Raw genomic sequence first — 14,344 nt, forward strand, 5'->3', positions numbered from 1 at the left:
GGGCGGCTGTGGCGTACTCCATCCGCCGCTGCGCGCCTGATCAGGCCCCCTCGTCGGACCGGTCCCGCTTTTCGCCCAGGACGTGCAGCTGGGTGGCGACCGAATGGAACGCGGGGAGTTCGGCGGCGGCCGCTTCCAGCCGGTTCAGGGCGTCGATGGCGCCGGGCTCGGTGTCGACCAGGACGCCCGGGACGAGGTCGGCGAAGACCCGCACCCCGTGCACGGCACCGACCTCGACTCCGGCGGCCTCCACGGCCGCGGTGATCTGCTCGGCGGTGAAGCGGCGCGGCACCGGGTCGCCCTCGCCCCACCGGCCGGACGGGTCGGTGAGCGCCCGGAGGGCCTCGGTGAAGTGCCCGGCGAGGGCGCGCGCCAGGACGGCGCCGCCGAGCCCGGCGGCGAGCAGGCTCAGCGCGCCGCCGGGGCGGAGGGCCGCGACGGCGTTGCGCACCCCCTCGGCGGGGTCGTCGACGTATTCCAGCACGCCGTGGCAGAGGACCGCGTCGAACCCGGCGCGCGGGACGACGTCGAACAGGTCGTGGATGTCGCCCTGGACGCCGCTCACCCGGTCGGCGACGCCCGCCTCGGAGATGCGGCGCTCCAGTGCGAAGAGGGCGTTGGGGCTCGGGTCCACGACCGTGACGCGGTGGCCGAGGCGGGCGACGGGCACGGCGAAGTTGCCGCTGCCGCCGCCGGTGTCCAGGACGTCGAGACTCTCCTTGCCGGTCGCTTTGACCCTGCGGGCGAGAGCCTCCTCCAGGACATCCCACACCACGGCGGTACGGAGGGAGGCACGGGGGCGCTGCGGGTCCGACACGGCAGTTGACTCCTCGGTGACTGTTACGAACGGTCCCAGCCTATGGCCTCGGGGGCGGTCCTCGGCCGCGGTGTCGGCGGTCGCAGCCCGAGCAGCCGCTCGGCCAGGCGCAGGAACATCCCGACGTCGCGCACGAGGTCGTCGGCGTCCCGCGCGGTGGCCGCGCCGCGTATGCCTGCCTCGGCGCGGGCCCTGCGGCCGGCACCGGAGGCGAACAGGGCGCTCCACTCGGCGAGCTCGGGTGCCGTCTCGGTGAGGATCTCCCAGGCGGTGCGGATCGGGCGGCGCCGGCGCGGGCCGGTCTCGGGGCGGCCGCGGACGGCGAGGACCGCGGCGGCGGTGCGCAGGGCGGCCAGGTGGGCCGTGGCGTAGCGCTCGTTGGGGTCGGCGAGGGTACGGGCCTCGGCGAGGCCGGCGTGGGCCTGGGCGAGCAGGTCGAGGGCGGCGGGTGGGGCCGGGGAGCGGCGCGGGACGGGGTGGACGTCGCTCGCCATGGCGGACCTCCTGTCGTCGTGTGACGGCGCTGCGGCCGTGTGGTTCCCATGGTGCGGGGCGGCACTGACAGTGGGTCGGGGGGCGGTTTTGCCTCGGGTGGCGGACCGTTGTAGCTTTTGAACTGACTGGTCAGTTCAAAGAGGTTGGGGGAGGTTCGTGGAGAGCCCGGACAACGAGGCCGGTTCCGCTGGGACGAGGGCCGGGGGCCGCCCGAGGAGGAAGAGGAAGCCCGCGCCGGGGGCGGGGAAGCCCGCGTCGGGGCGGGTGGAGCCCGCGCCGCGACCGCGGGCGTCCGTGCCGGGGTCGGGGGCGTCCGCCACCCGGCCCGGTACGCCCACCACCCGGTCGGGGGCGGCCGTGAGAGCCGAGGGGTTCGGGCTCAAGGGACCGCGCGGCTGGGCGTTCCGGGGCGTCGGCGTGGATGCCGCGCCCGGCAGCCTCGTCGCGCTGGCGGGGCCCTCCGGGTCCGGCCGCACCTGCCTGCTGCTCGCCCTCACCGGCCGGATGAAGGCGAGCGAGGGGCACGCCGACGTCGGTGGGGTGCGCCTGCCGCGGAAGATGGCCGCCGTACGGAAGATCAGCGCCCTGGCGCACGTACCGGGCGTCAGCGAGCTCGACCCGGCGTTCACCGTCGTCGAGCACCTGCGGGAGGCCGCGCTGCTGCGCCGCCGCTTCGGCGGCTCGCCGCTCGCGCTGTTCCGACCGCGCGCCGAGCGCGCGGCCGAGAACCGGCGCCGGGTGGAGGCCGCCCTGGAGGCGGTCGCCCTGGACCCGGAGACGCTGCCCAAGGGCGAGCGGACCTCCGTGCGGGACCTGGAGCGCCTGGAGGCCCTGCGGCTCTCCGTGGCGCTGGCGCTGCTGAGCGAGCCGCGGCTCCTCGCGGTGGACGACGCCGACCTGAAGCTGGGTGACGCCGACGAGGCGGCGGCCTGGGCGATGCTCCGCTCGGTCGCCGACAGCGGCGTCACCGTGCTGGCCGTGTGCACCGAGACGCCTCGGGAGGCCGACGTCGTGGTCCGTACGGACGGCAGCGCCCAGGCCGCCGCCGGCGGCACCGCCGCGGGCCCGGGGCGCACCCCGGAGGGTCCGGGGGCCGGACGCCCGGAAGCGACGGGCCCCGCGGCTTCGGGCCCGGGAGCAGGGCGCCCCGTAGCCGAGAGCCCGGGAGCCGGACGCACGGAAGCCGAGAGCCCGGAAGCGACCGGCCCCGCGGCTTCGGGCCCGGGAGCAGGGCGCCCCGTAGCCGAGAGCCCGGGAGCCGGGCGCACGGAAGCCGAGAGCCCGGAAGCGACGGGCCCCGCGGCATCGGACCCGGGAGCCGGACGGACGGAAGCCCAGGGGGGCCCGGGAGCCGCCACGGGTGCGGACGAGGCCCCCGCGGAGGGCCGGGCCCGGGACGAGGACACCCCGGGCGAGGAGACCGGCAAGGACGCCGGCAAGGACACCGACGACAACGAGGAGGGGGCGGCCGATGCGTTCGCCGAAACTGGCCGCGCTTGAGCTGAGGCGGTTCGGCCGGGGCAAGCTGCCCCGGGCCGCGCTCGTCGCGATCCTGCTGCTGCCGCTGCTGTACGGCGCGCTGTACCTGTGGTCGTTCTGGGACCCGTACAGCAGGCTCGACCGGCTCCCCGTGGCGCTCGTCAACGAGGACAAGGGCGCCACCGCGGACGGCAAGAGGATCGAGGCCGGCGACGACCTCACCAAGGGGCTGCGCGAGAGCGCGGTCTTCGAGTGGCACGAGGTCAGCGACGCCGAGGCCCGCCGGGGCGTCGAGGACGGCCGGTACTACCTGTCGCTGACGATGCCCGAGGACTTCAGCGCCCGCATCGCCTCCAGCTCGGGGAGCACGCCGGAGACCGGCGCCCTGCGGGTACGGACCAACGACGCGAACAACTACATCGTCGGCCAGATCTCGCGGACCGTCTTCTCCGAGGTCCGCACCGCCGCGTCGACGAAGTCCTCCCGCACCTTCCTCGACAAGATCTTCATCTCCTTCTCCGACATCCACGACGCCACGGAGAAGGCCGCCAAGGGCGCCAACGACCTCAAGGACGGCGTGGGCGAGGCGAAGAAGGGCTCCAAGAGCCTCGCCGACAACCTCACGAAGGCGAAGGACGGCACCGCCGAGCTCGCCGCCGGCCTGAAGAAGATCGACTCCGCGGCGGGGAAGCTCACCACCGGCAGCCGCAAGGTCGCCGACGGCACGCAGCAGCTCGCCGACCGGGTCAACGGCGTGGCGCCGAAGGTCCGGCCGTACCTGCGCGACAACGGCAAGCAGATCGGTGACGCCGCCCGGCTGGTCGCCGACTCCTCCAAGGGCGCCCGCAACAGCCTGGACACCATCGTCAAGCTCGGCCCCGGGGCCCGCACCGGCGCCCACAAGGCCGCCGACGGCCTGACCGCGCTGTACGCCAAGCGGTGTGAGGGCGAGCCGGTCGTGGACGAGACGCTCTGCGCGGAGCTGAAGAAGGCGAAGGTCGCCTCCACCGACGTGTCCGTGATCGCCGACGACCTCGCCGTGCTCGCGGAGGACAGCGGCGGCGACCTGAAGAAGCTCGACGCCCACCTCGCCGACCTCCAGAAGAAGGCCGAAGCCCTCGCCCGGCGCGCACCGACGCTCAGCGACGACGTGGACTACGCCATTGCCCGCATCAACGAGCTGAACAGCGGCGCCCAGCGCGTCGCCTCGGGCATGGCGCAGTTGCACGCCGGCATCACCAAGAGCAAGGACGGCGCCGTCGCGATCGACTCGGGCACCGGCAAGCTCAAGAAGGGCGCCAACGACCTCGACGGCGGCCTGTTCAAGATCGCCGACGGTTCCACGGAGCTCGCCAGCGGCCTCGACAAGGGCGTCGCTCAGATCCCCGACTACGACAAGCAGGACCGCGACCGCCGGACCGAGGTCATGGCCGACCCGGTCAAGCTGGCGTCGCAGTCGATGCACAAGGCGGCCAACTACGGCACCGGCTTCGCGCCCTACTTCATCCCGCTCTCGCTGTGGGTGGGCGCCATGGTGGCGTACATGCTGATCCAGCCGATGAACCGGCGGGCCCTCGCCGCGGGCGCCTCCGCCTGGCGGATCGCGTTCGCCGGCTGGCTGCCCGTCGCCGCGATCGGGCTGCTCCAGGTGGGCGCGCTCATGGCGGTGCTGCACTGGGGGCTCGGCCTGCGGATGGCGCGCGCCGCCGGGACGGTCGCCTTCCTCGCTCTGGTGACGTGCTGCTTCGCGGCGATCATCCAGTGGCTGAACGCCCGGTTCGGGGCGGCGGGACGGATCCTGGTGCTGGCGCTGCTGATGCTCCAGCTGACGTCGGCCGGCGGTACGTACCCCGTACAGACCAGTCCCGGCTTCTTCAACGCGATCCACCCGTTCCTGCCGATGACCTACGTCGTCGAGGCGCTGCGCCGGCTCATCACCGGTGGCGGGCTGGACCCGGTCTGGCAGGGCTGCGCGGTCCTGGCCGCGTTCACGCTGGGGGCGCTGGCGCTCACGGCGCTCTCCGCCCGCCGCAAGCAGGTGTGGACGTTCGACCGTCTGCACCCCGAGCTGAGCCTGTAGGGCCGGAAGGAACGCCGAGACCTGTGAGAATCGACGCCATGGACACCCAGAGCACGCGCCGGCAGGCCACCCGCACCAAGCTGTACGAGGCCGCCGTGACCCTCATCGCCGAGCAGGGCTTCTCGGCGACGACCGTCGACGAGATCGCGGAGCGCGCAGGGGTGGCCAAGGGCACGGTCTACTACAACTTCAAGAGCAAGACCGAGCTCTTCGAGGAGCTGCTGCGGCACGGCGTCGGACTCCTCACCGCCTCGCTGCGCGCCGCCGCCGACGAGACGGCGGCGCGCGGCGGGACACGCGTCGAGGCGCTGGACGCGATGGTCCGGGCCGGTCTGGTCTTCATCGACCGCTACCCGGCCTTCACGCAGCTGTACGTCGCCGAGCTCTGGCGCACCAACCGGGCGTGGCAGTCCACGCTCCTCGTGGTGCGCCAGGAGGCGGTGGCGGTGGTGGAGACGGTGCTGCGGGAGGGCGTCGACAACGGCGAGCTGAGCGAGGACATCGACATCCCGCTGACGGCGGCCGCGCTGGTGGGCATGGTCCTGGTGGCGGCGCTCGACTGGCAGGCGTTCCAGCGGGAGCGGTCCATCGACGACGTGCACGCGGCGCTGTCGCGGCTGCTGCACGGCCGCGTGAGCGGCCGCTGACGCGGCCGCGCGGGAACGCCCGGGGTACCGGGCGTTCCCGGCCGCGGGGGCGTTCGGACGTACGGGAGCGCCGGTCCGGCGAGGCTCGATCCCCCCGAGCCCCGCCGGACCGGCGCGTTCCCCGTACTTCCCCCGTGGGGCCCGGTCTTCCCCCCGTGGGCCCCGCTCGTTCCCCCGTGGGGCCCGGTACTTCCCCCGTGGGCCCCGTGCTTCCACGGACCCCGGTCGTCCTCGGGTCCGTGCGGGTGGGTGCGCGGCGCCGGTTCCGCCGCCCCGTGTCGGCGGTGCCGGCGCCGCGCGCCCTCCGTGGTCCCCACTCTTCCGTCCGGGCGGGTCCGCGCCCATCCGCGCGGCTACTCATCCGGCGCCCTGAGTACGGGTACTCAGCCCTCCGCCCCCGGGCCCACTCGGCTCCGCTCCCGCCTGGTGACGATCGCGTCCGCGTCCGTACTCCCCCGCCCGCGCCGCCGTACGGCCGGTGGCCGCCCGGTGGGGCGCGCGGAGGGTGCTTATAGAGTCCCTGGCATGGCACGGATTGCGGTGATCGGCGCCGGGATGGGCGCCATGGCGGCGGCCGCCCGGCTGGCCGTGGCAGGCCACCGGGTGACGGTGTACGAGCGAACGGGGACGTACGGCGGAGCGGTGCGCCGGTTCGCCCGCGACGGGTTCGGCTTCGACACGGGGCCGGGGCTGCTGCACCTGCCCGCCGTCTACCGGGACCTGTTCCTCAAGACGGGCAAGGAGCCGCTGGAGCGCTGCGTCGAACTGACCCAGGTGGACCCGGCGAGCCGGCACGTGTTCCCGGACGGTACGGCGGTGTCCCTGCCGAACGCCTCGCGGTCCGGCACCGTCGAGGCCCTCGACGGCGCGCTGGGGCCGGGCACGGGCGACAGGTGGGCGGCGTTCCTGAACCGGGCCCGCGACGCCTGGGACCGCTCGCGTCGGCCGCTGCTGGAGGAGCCGCTGCCCGCCGACGTGTCGCCCCTGACCCGGGACCCGTACCCGGCGCCCAGGACCGGGCTGCTGCGCCGCGGCGCGACGACGGTCGCCGAGGTCGGGCGGCGGGAACTGCGCGACGAGCGGTTGGCGGCCCTGCTGGACGGCTACGCGCTGGCGTACGGCCTCGACCCGGCGTCGGCCCCGGCGTCGGCGGCGGTCCTGCCGTACATGGAGCAGACCTTCGGGAGCTGGTACGTGCGCGGCGGGATGCGGGCGCTGGCCGACGCCGTGTACGAGCGGTGCCTGGCGCGGCGGGTGGCGTTCGTGTTCGACGCCGAGGTCACCGAAGTGGTGGAGGAGGGCGGCCGGGCCGCGGGCGTGGTGCTGGCGGACGGCCGGGCCGTGGAGGCCGACCACGTCGTCGCGGGCGCTCCGGTGCCGGCGCTCCACCGGGACCAGGTGGTGACGTGGCAGCGGCAGGACGAGTGGCCGCGGTACCAGACCGGCACCGCGACCGGTCGGGTGACCGTGTGTCTGGCGCTGCGCGGGGCGCGGGAGGCGGGCGCCGCGCACCGCACGGTGGTGCACTCCGCCGACCCGGCCGGGGAGCGGGCCGCCCTGGCCGGCGGCACGCCGGGCGCGCGGCCGACGGTGGTGGTGCTGCGTCCGGACGACGAGCTGCTGCGGCCCGACGCCGGGCACGAGGCGGTCACCGTCACGGCGACGGTCCCGGCGGGCGGCCTCGACGGGCCCGGCGGACCGGGCGGCGCGGGCGCGTGGGGCGGCGGCGAGGAGGCCGTCGCGGCGTTCGCCGACCGGATGGTGGAGGCGGCCGCGACCGCCGTGCCGGGGCTGCGCGAGCGGCTGCTGTGGCGCGAGGTGCGCACCCCCGCCGACACCGCGGCGGAGACCGGCGCGGCCTGTGTGCCGGGACCCGCGCTGGCGGGGGCCGGCGGCGCGTTCCTGCCCGCCGCCAACCCGGCGCCGCTGCCCGGCCTGTACTTCGCCGGCGGTTGGTCGCACCCGGGCGGCGGGCTCGCGCACGCCGGGATGTCCGGCGCCCTCGTGGCGGGCCTGATCGTGGAGGGCGCGGACTTCCGCGGCTCGCGGTAGCCCGCGTCGGGGAGGGGCGGGCGGCGGCCCTTCAGTAGCGGTACTGCTGGCCGCCCTGGTCGTAGCCGTACGGCGACGGGGGATCCTGCGGGGGCGGCGGCTGCTCGCCGTCGCGCTGCGGCGGGACCCAGACGCCACCGGGCGGGGTGTCCATGCCGTACTGGGCGGCGTAGGGGTCGGCGTAGGGCTGCCGGTCCCCGTACCCGTCGTAGGCCCCGTACGGCTGTCCCACGGGCGCGGTGGTGGTGCCGATGTACGGGTCGGAGTAGGCGGCGTACGGCTGCTGGTCGCCCGTGCCGTAGTCGTAGGAGTGGGTGTAACCGCCCGTGCCGTAACCGACGTGGTCGGTGGGACTGGCGTGGCCGCTGTGGTCACCGTGGCCCGTGTGGCCGGTGTAGCCGGTGGGGTCGCCCTGGTCCGCGTGGCCGGTGTAGCCGGTGGGGTCGCCCTGGTCCGCGTGGCCGGTGTGGCCACCGTGGTCGCCGTGGTCGGTCCCGCCGGTGGTGGGCGCCTCGTGGGCGTGGGGGTGGTCCCCGTCGTACACCCCGTACTCGCCGGTGTCGTCGGGCAGCGGCCGCAGCTCGTGCACCGGCGGCGCCTGCGGGACGGGCGGCACCTGCGCCTCCTCGTACGACAGGTCGCTGACCTCCAGCGTGGGGCCCTGGTCCCGGGCCGCCGCCCCGGTCCTGCGGCGGCGGCTCGCGCCGGGCCGGCCGCCGAGCGCCCACCCGGTGGAGAAGCCGCGCAGGAAGGAGAGCGTGACGTACGTCTGGCCGACGCCGAAGGCCACCGCTCCGGCGACGATCACCACGATCGAGGAGACCAGCACGCCCGCGACGACCCCGAGGAAGCCGAAGAAGGCCAGCAGGCGCCACCTCAGCCGGGCCTTGTACTGCAGGAGCACTTCGCCCAGGAGCCAGAGCGCGACGACGCCGAACGCGATGTAGAGGACCGTCCACCAGGTCGAGTCCATGCCCGCCCCTCTCCTTCGGCCGCCGCCTCGGGACGTGACGGGTACGGCCGGTCAGGACTGCTGGTGCAGTCCGAGATTCTCGTAGATCTCGAGTGTCGCCGTGGAGTTGTTCAGCGTGATGAAGTGCAGTCCGGGCACACCTTCGGACAGCAGCCGCGCACAGAACTCCGTCGCGAACTCGATGCCCAAGGAGCGTACAGCGGCCGCGTCGTCCTTGACGGCGAGGATCCGTTCTTCGACGGCGGGCGGGAAGTGGGCGTTGCTGAGCTGGGGCAGCCGGGCGAGCTGCCGGACGGCCGTGACCGGCATGACCTCGGGGATGATCGGCGTGTCGCAGCCGGCCGCGGCGACCCGGTCGCGCAGGCGCAGGTACGCCTCCGGGTCGAAGAACATCTGGGTGATGGCGTAGTCGGCGCCGGCCCGGCACTTGTCGACGAAGTGGCGGACGTCGGTGTCCCAGTCGGTGGACCGGGGGTGCATCTCGGGGAACGCCGCGACGCCCACGCAGAAGTCGCCGGCCTCGCGGATGAGCCGGACGAGGTCGGCCGCGTAGTCCAGTCCCTCGGGGTGCGCCACCCACTCCCCCATCGGATCGCCGGGCGGGTCGCCGCGCAGGGCGAGGATGTTGCGGATCCCGGCGTCGGCGAACTGGCCGACCATGTTGCGCAGTTCCGCCACCGAGTGGCCGACCGCCGTGAGGTGGGCGACGGGCGTGAGCGTGGTGTCGGCGGCGATCTCCTGGGTCGCCTTCACCGTCCCGGCACGGGTGGAACCGCCGGCTCCGTACGTCACGGAGACGAAGCTCGGGGCCACCGCCTCGACCCGGCGCAGCGCGTTCCAGAGGTTCCGCTCGCCCTTCTCGGTCTTGGGCGCCCAGAACTCGAAGGAGTACGTGGTGCCGCCCGCGAGAAGATCGCGCACGGTGCGTGCGCGATCCGTCCTGGTGGAGGGTGTGCCAAGGGCCATACGGGCAGGTTAGCCACCGGGATCACCCTCACCCAACCGAGCCAGTACGTTTGGCCGGCTTTGTCGGATTACCGTCCACGCCTCGGACAGCCGCGGCGGCAAAAGCCCTGTTTGACGGGGGTTGCGTCTCGCATGGTGGACACTGCGCTTCGCCGGGAACCGGCCAGCCCACACCCGCGCGGGGCCCGGAGCACGCCGTGACGGACCCCCGGGGACGCCCCCGGGTGGCGGCGTCGACGGCCTGCGGGGCTCCGCGGCGGCCGGCGGGGTCGGTGACCTGCGGGGGCTTCGCGCGGCCTGCGCGCTCGGTGGCGCACGGACTCCCACGGCGGCCCGGGCTGTAGGCGGCCCGGGCTTTCGGCGGCCCGGGCTTTCGGCGGCCCGGACTGTAGGCGGCCCGGGCTGTAGGCGGCGCGCTAGACGTCGACGGTGTGCCGGGCGTCGGGGTGCCGGGGGTCCGCGGCGACGCGCTCGCGGATGCGGCGGGCGAGCGCGGCGGTGGCCTCCGCCGGGTCGTCGGCCTCGGTGACGGCGCGGACGACCACGATCCGGCGGGCCCCCGCGTCCAGGACCTCGTCGAGGTTCCCGGCGTCGATGCCGCCGATCGCGAACCACGGCCGGTCCTGGCCGAGGGAGGCGGCGTACCGCACGAGGTCGAGACCGGGCGCGTACCGGCCGGGCTTGGTCGGCGTCGGCCAGCACGGGCCGGTGCAGAAGTAGTCCACGCCGGGCTCGGCGACGGCCGCGTCGACCTCCGCCTCCGCGTGCGTGGACCGGCCGATCAGCACGTCGTCGCCGAGGAGGGCGCGGGCGGCGGGCACCGGCAGGTCCCCCTGGCCCAGGTGCAGGACGGCGGAGCCGGCCGCGTGCGCGACGTCGGCGCGGTCGTTCACGGCGAGGAGCCGGCCGTGGCGGCGGCAGGCGTCGGCGAAGACGGCGAGGTGCTCCAGCTCCTCCCCCGCCTCCATGCCCTTGTCGCGCAGCTGCACGACGTCCACCCCGGCGGCGAGGACGGCGTCGAGGAACTCGGGGAGGTCTCCCTGCCGCTTGCGGGCGTCCGTGCAGAGGTACAACCGGGCAGCGGACAGCGCGGCGCGGGCGGTGGTGGACATGAGGTGCTCCCCCCAGTGGGTGCGGCGGTGCGCCACGGCCGGGGCCCTCGGGCCTGGCCGGACCCGGGGGCCGCCCCGGGCCCAAGGGGCCGGGCCGGCGCACCGCCGGGTGTCGATGGTGGTGGCTACGGGCTCAGACGGCGAGCGCCTGGGCGCGGCGCTTCACCTCCGTGCCGCGATTCTCCGCCAGGGCCTGGGCCGGCGTGCCCGGCAGGGACGGGTCCGGCGTGAAGAGCCACTCCAGCATCTCCTCGTCGGTGAAGCCGTCGTCCCTCAGGAGCGTCAGGGTCCCGGTCAGGCCCTTGACGACCTTGCCGTCCTGGATGAAGGCGGCCGGCACCTGCAGCGCCCGGTTCTCACCGCGGCGTACGGCGATCAGCTGGCCCTCGTTGACGAGCTGCCGCACCCGGGTCACCTCGATGCCGAGGAGCTCGGCGATGTCGGGCAGGTACAGCCAGTCGGGGACGAGCGCATCGGTCTTCGCGTCAATCTCGGTCACACGACAAGCCTGCCATCCCGCGCTGACGGCCGGTACCCGGGTCCGGCCGTCCGGGGACGCGCGCCGCCGGACCGGCGCGGCGCGCGGGCGGTCGTCACGCGCTCCGCCCCGGCGCCGGAGCGCCGCCCCAGGGCCTGTCTTTCGGATCTTGCCGGGCTCGCGGCCGGCCTGACCCGAAAGGCCCTAGGTCAGTACCGCCGACTTCAGCGGGACCGAGGCGTCCGCGACCAGCGCCGGGTCGAGCGGCTCACCGGACTCGATGAGCCTGCGCCCCTGCGCCAGGTCGCGCGGCCGGCCCACGGCGAGCAGCGCGACGAGCGCGCCGTCGCGCAGCCAGGCCACCGCCCAGCCCGCGTCGGCCGGGTCGCCGCGGTGGATCGTCGTGTCGGCGGACGCGTGGTGGCCGGCGTACTGGACGAAGCGCCCGAACTGCTCCGACCAGAAGTACGGCACGGGGTCGTACGGCCGCGGCTGCGCGCCGGCGACGGCCGCGGCGACCGTGCGGGGCCCCTGGAGGGCGTTGTCCCAGTGGTGGACGAGCAGCCGCGTCCCGTACCGGGCGGACGGGAAGGAGGCGCAGTCGCCGACGGCGTACACGTCCGGCACGGAGGTGCGCAGATGGTCGTCGGCGAGGACGGCGCCGTCGGGTCCGAGGTCGACGCCCGAGCCGGCGAGCCAGCCCGTCGCCGGCCGGGCGCCGATGCCGACGACGACGGCCCCGGCGGGCAGGACGCGGCCGTCCTCCAGGACGACTTGCCCGGGCTCGACGCGGTCCACGCGCGCGCCGGTCAGCAGCTGGGCGCCGCTCTCCTCGTACCACTCGGCCATCGGCTCCGCCGCCTCGGCCGGGAGCGCGCCCGCCAGCGGGCGGTCGGCCGCCTCCACGACGGTGACGGCGCACCCCGCCCCGCGGGCCGCCGTGGCGAACTCCGCACCGATCCAGCCGGCGCCGACGACCACCACGTCGTGCTGGTCGGCGAGGACGGGGCGCAGCCGCTCCGCGTCGTCCAGGGTGCGCAGCAGGTGGACGCCGGCTACGCCCTCGGAACCGGGCAGTGTGACGGGCACGGCGCCGGTGGCGATGACGAGCACGTCGTACGGGACCGGGCCGGCCTCCGTGTCGAGCTCCCGGTCGGCGGGGCGCAGGCCGCTGACCTCGACGCCGAGGCGCAGTTCGACGTCGAGCGCCTCGAAGTCCACCTCGAAGGCCGAGCCCTCGGCTGTGCCGAGGAGGAGGGCCTTGGAGAGCGGCGGCCGGTCGTAGGGCTGATGGGGTTCGGCGCCGATGAGGACCACCGGTCCGGTGTGCCCCTGGTCCCGCAGCGCGACGGCGGTCTGCACCCCGGCCATCCCGGCGCCGACCACGACCACGCGCCGACCGCCCGTGGCGCCCGTACCGGCCACGCCCGCGGCGGCCGCCGGGTCGATGCCGGCCGTGTCGGTGCCGGCCGGGTCCGGGCCGGCCGTGTCCGTCGCGTGTCCCTGCTGCCGTCCCGGTCGTTCCCGCTGCTGCTCGCTCACGCGATCACCTTACGCAGCGGGCCCACCGTCAGGAAGGCGCTGACGCCGACCCGTCGGCCCCGGACTCCCTTACCGCCGCCCGGGACGGGGGGTTACCCTGGCCCCGCCAGAACATCGCGGGAGCCCGGCGCACCGGGCTGAGAGGGAGGCTGAGCGGCCTCCGACCGTACGAACCTGATCCGGGTCATGCCGGCGAAGGGAGGGGCTGGACGCCCATGTCACGCAGCACGCCTTCCGGCGGTACGCCGCCACACGGCACACCACCCGCACCCGGTACGCCTCCGGGTGCCACGTCCGCCCGCAGCGCGCCGGTCCCCGGTACGGCTGCGCGCGGTGCGCCGGACGTCCTCGTCATCGGGGGCGGGATCATCGGCCTGGTCACGGCCTGGCGGGCCGCGCAGCGGGGACTGCGCACCGCCGTGGCCGACCCGCGGCCCGGCGGCGGGGCCGCGCAGGTGGCGGCCGGGATGCTCGCCGCCGTCACGGAGCTGCACTACGGCGAGGAGACGCTGCTCGGCCTCAACCTCGCCTCGGCCGGGCGGTACCCGGACTTCGTCGCCGAGTTGGAGGCCGCCTCGGGGCTGGAGGTCGGCTTCCGCACGTGCGGCACGCTCGCCGTCGCGCTGGACGCCGACGACCGGGCCCACCTGCGGGAGCTGCACGCGTTCCAGCAGCGGTGCGGCCTCGCGTCCGAGTGGCTGACCGGCCGCGAGTGCCGGCGCCTGGAGCCCATGCTGGCGCCCGCCGTGCGGGGCGGGCTGCGGGTGGACGGTGACCACCAGGTCGATCCCCGCCGGCTGTCCGCCGCGCTGGTGACCGCCTGCGAGCGGGCCGGGGTGGTCTTCCACCGCACCCGCGCGGTACGGCTGTCCACGGCGCGCGGGCGGGCCGCGGGCGCGGTCCTCGCGGACGGCACGGACGTGGTGGCGGAGCAGGTGGTGCTCGCCGCGGGCAGCTTCAGCGGGCGGCTCGACGGCGTGCCGGAGGCGGCGCTCCCGCCGGTGCGGCCGGTGAAGGGCCAGGTGCTGCGGCTGACGGTGCCCCCGGCGTACGCGCCGTTCCTGAACCGGTCGGTGCGGGCCGTCGTGCGCGGCAGCCACGTCTACCTCGTGCCGCGCGCCGACGGCGAGCTCGTCGTGGGCGCGACCAGCGAGGAGCTGGGGTGGGACACGACGGTCACGGCGGGCGGCGTGTACGAGCTGCTGCGCGACGCCCACGAGCTGGTGCCGGGCATCACCGAGCTGCCGCTCACCGAGACGTGCGCCGGGCTGCGGCCCGGGTCGCCCGACAACGCGCCGCTGCTGGGCCCGTCCGCGCTGCCCGGTCTGCACCTGGCGACCGGGCACTACCGCAACGGGGTCCTGCTGACCCCGGTCACCGGCGACGTGATGGGCGCGCTGCTGGCCACCGGGGAGCTGCCCGAGGTCGCCCGCGCGTTCACCCCCACCCGCTTCGCCCCCGCCCCCGTAGGAGTGTCATGAGCCACCAGGCAGGCGGCGCCGTCACCGTGTCGGTGAACGGCGAGCCGCGCGAGCTGGCCGCCCCCCTCACCCTCGACGCCCTGGTCGCCACGCTCACGGTCGCCCCCTCGGGGGTGGCGGCCGCGGTCAACGAGACCGTCGTCCCGCGCGGCGCCTGGGCGGCGACGGCGCTCGCCGACGGCGACCGGGTCGAGGTCCTCACCGCCGTGCAGGGGGGCTGAG

At 75.6% G+C, this 14,344-nt stretch carries 12 protein-coding genes, 1 pseudogene and 1 riboswitch; of the genes and pseudogenes, 6 read left to right on the forward strand and 7 right to left on the reverse strand.

Annotation, left to right across the window (positions count from 1 at the left end):
- Nucleotides 1-40: 40 nt before the first annotated feature.
- Entirely contained in the window at nucleotides 41-817 is a 777-nt protein-coding gene (locus ACF053_RS17660; RefSeq protein ID WP_391954730.1) for a methyltransferase, read from the reverse strand.
- Nucleotides 818-840: 23 nt separating this feature from the next.
- Complete coding sequence (locus tag ACF053_RS17665; RefSeq protein WP_391954731.1) at nucleotides 841-1,311, reverse strand: SAV_6107 family HEPN domain-containing protein; 471 nt, start codon at nucleotides 1,309-1,311, stop codon at nucleotides 841-843.
- A gap of 295 nt (nucleotides 1,312-1,606) precedes the next feature.
- On the opposite strand from ACF053_RS17665, the pseudogene ACF053_RS17670 reads away from it, so the two are divergent.
- The 4 genes and pseudogenes from ACF053_RS17670 to ACF053_RS17685 form a co-directional block, all read left to right on the forward strand.
- Nucleotides 1,607-2,335 (forward strand): annotated as a pseudogene (locus ACF053_RS17670) (ATP-binding cassette domain-containing protein); the annotation flags it as partial.
- A 448-nt stretch (nucleotides 2,336-2,783) separates the two neighbouring features.
- On the forward strand, nucleotides 2,784-4,871 hold the full coding sequence (locus tag ACF053_RS17675) for a YhgE/Pip family protein (RefSeq protein ID WP_391954732.1): 2,088 nt from the start codon (nucleotides 2,784-2,786) through the stop codon (nucleotides 4,869-4,871).
- 38 nt (nucleotides 4,872-4,909) lie between these two features.
- Nucleotides 4,910-5,518 carry a TetR/AcrR family transcriptional regulator gene (locus ACF053_RS17680; RefSeq protein WP_391954733.1) on the forward strand — a complete coding sequence of 203 codons (609 nt, stop codon included), beginning with the start codon at nucleotides 4,910-4,912 and terminating at the stop codon, nucleotides 5,516-5,518.
- 525 nt (nucleotides 5,519-6,043) lie between these two features.
- Nucleotides 6,044-7,570, forward strand: a complete 1,527-nt coding sequence (locus ACF053_RS17685) for a phytoene desaturase family protein (protein WP_391954734.1) — start codon at nucleotides 6,044-6,046, stop codon at nucleotides 7,568-7,570.
- Nucleotides 7,571-7,601: 31 nt separating this feature from the next.
- Here the strand turns inward: ACF053_RS17685 and ACF053_RS17690 are convergent, their stop codons facing one another.
- The 5 genes from ACF053_RS17690 to ACF053_RS17710 all read right to left on the reverse strand — a co-directional run bounded on the left by ACF053_RS17690 (nucleotide 7,602) and on the right by ACF053_RS17710 (nucleotide 12,470).
- A complete protein-coding gene (locus tag ACF053_RS17690; protein ID WP_391954735.1) occupies nucleotides 7,602-8,543 on the reverse strand; it encodes a hypothetical protein in 942 nt (313 codons plus the stop codon).
- 51 nt (nucleotides 8,544-8,594) lie between these two features.
- Nucleotides 8,595-9,509 carry a methylenetetrahydrofolate reductase [NAD(P)H] gene (gene metF, locus ACF053_RS17695; protein WP_391954736.1) on the reverse strand — a complete coding sequence of 305 codons (915 nt, stop codon included), beginning with the start codon at nucleotides 9,507-9,509 and terminating at the stop codon, nucleotides 8,595-8,597.
- Nucleotides 9,510-9,925: 416 nt separating this feature from the next.
- Nucleotides 9,926-10,621 carry a thiamine phosphate synthase gene (gene thiE / locus ACF053_RS17700; RefSeq protein WP_391954737.1) on the reverse strand — a complete coding sequence of 232 codons (696 nt, stop codon included), beginning with the start codon at nucleotides 10,619-10,621 and terminating at the stop codon, nucleotides 9,926-9,928.
- Nucleotides 10,622-10,754: 133 nt separating this feature from the next.
- Complete coding sequence (locus ACF053_RS17705; RefSeq protein ID WP_391954738.1) at nucleotides 10,755-11,120, reverse strand: Rv2175c family DNA-binding protein; 366 nt, start codon at nucleotides 11,118-11,120, stop codon at nucleotides 10,755-10,757.
- A gap of 183 nt (nucleotides 11,121-11,303) precedes the next feature.
- Nucleotides 11,304-12,470, reverse strand: coding sequence for an NAD(P)/FAD-dependent oxidoreductase (locus ACF053_RS17710; protein WP_391954845.1), 1,167 nt, complete (start codon nucleotides 12,468-12,470; stop codon nucleotides 11,304-11,306).
- A 277-nt stretch (nucleotides 12,471-12,747) separates the two neighbouring features.
- Nucleotides 12,748-12,859: riboswitch (TPP riboswitch) on the forward strand.
- Between ACF053_RS17710 and thiO the strand changes: the two genes are divergently transcribed.
- Together thiO and thiS are read left to right on the forward strand one after the other, a co-directional pair.
- A complete protein-coding gene (thiO, locus tag ACF053_RS17715) occupies nucleotides 12,857-14,122 on the forward strand; it encodes a glycine oxidase ThiO (RefSeq protein WP_391954739.1) in 1,266 nt (421 codons plus the stop codon). It overlaps the preceding riboswitch by 3 nt.
- On the forward strand, nucleotides 14,119-14,343 hold the full coding sequence (thiS, locus tag ACF053_RS17720) for a sulfur carrier protein ThiS (protein WP_391954740.1): 225 nt from the start codon (nucleotides 14,119-14,121) through the stop codon (nucleotides 14,341-14,343). The genes thiO and thiS overlap by 4 nt, the downstream gene beginning before the upstream one ends.
- Nucleotide 14,344 lies beyond the last annotated feature (1 nt).

Origin of the sequence: Streptomyces kanasensis (genome assembly GCF_043077165.1) — a bacterium.
In the GTDB taxonomy this organism is placed as follows: domain Bacteria; phylum Actinomycetota; class Actinomycetes; order Streptomycetales; family Streptomycetaceae; genus Streptomyces; species Streptomyces changanensis.

Bases quoted from the DNA above. Each gene is read 5' to 3' on its own strand.
- thiS (WP_391954740.1), top strand. From the start codon at position 14,119: ATGAGCCACCAGGCAGGCGGCGCCGTCACCGTGTCGGTGAACGGCGAG.
- ACF053_RS17690 (WP_391954735.1), bottom strand. From the start codon at position 8,543: ATGGACTCGACCTGGTGGACGGTCCTCTACATCGCGTTCGGCGTCGTC.
- ACF053_RS17685 (WP_391954734.1), top strand. From the start codon at position 6,044: ATGGCACGGATTGCGGTGATCGGCGCCGGGATGGGCGCCATGGCGGCG.
- ACF053_RS17680 (WP_391954733.1), top strand. From the start codon at position 4,910: ATGGACACCCAGAGCACGCGCCGGCAGGCCACCCGCACCAAGCTGTAC.
- ACF053_RS17710 (WP_391954845.1), bottom strand. From the start codon at position 12,470: ATGGCCGGGGTGCAGACCGCCGTCGCGCTGCGGGACCAGGGGCACACC.
- thiE (WP_391954737.1), bottom strand. From the start codon at position 10,621: ATGTCCACCACCGCCCGCGCCGCGCTGTCCGCTGCCCGGTTGTACCTC.
- metF (WP_391954736.1), bottom strand. From the start codon at position 9,509: ATGGCCCTTGGCACACCCTCCACCAGGACGGATCGCGCACGCACCGTG.
- ACF053_RS17675 (WP_391954732.1), top strand. From the start codon at position 2,784: ATGCGTTCGCCGAAACTGGCCGCGCTTGAGCTGAGGCGGTTCGGCCGG.
- thiO (WP_391954739.1), top strand. From the start codon at position 12,857: ATGTCACGCAGCACGCCTTCCGGCGGTACGCCGCCACACGGCACACCA.
- ACF053_RS17665 (WP_391954731.1), bottom strand. From the start codon at position 1,311: ATGGCGAGCGACGTCCACCCCGTCCCGCGCCGCTCCCCGGCCCCACCC.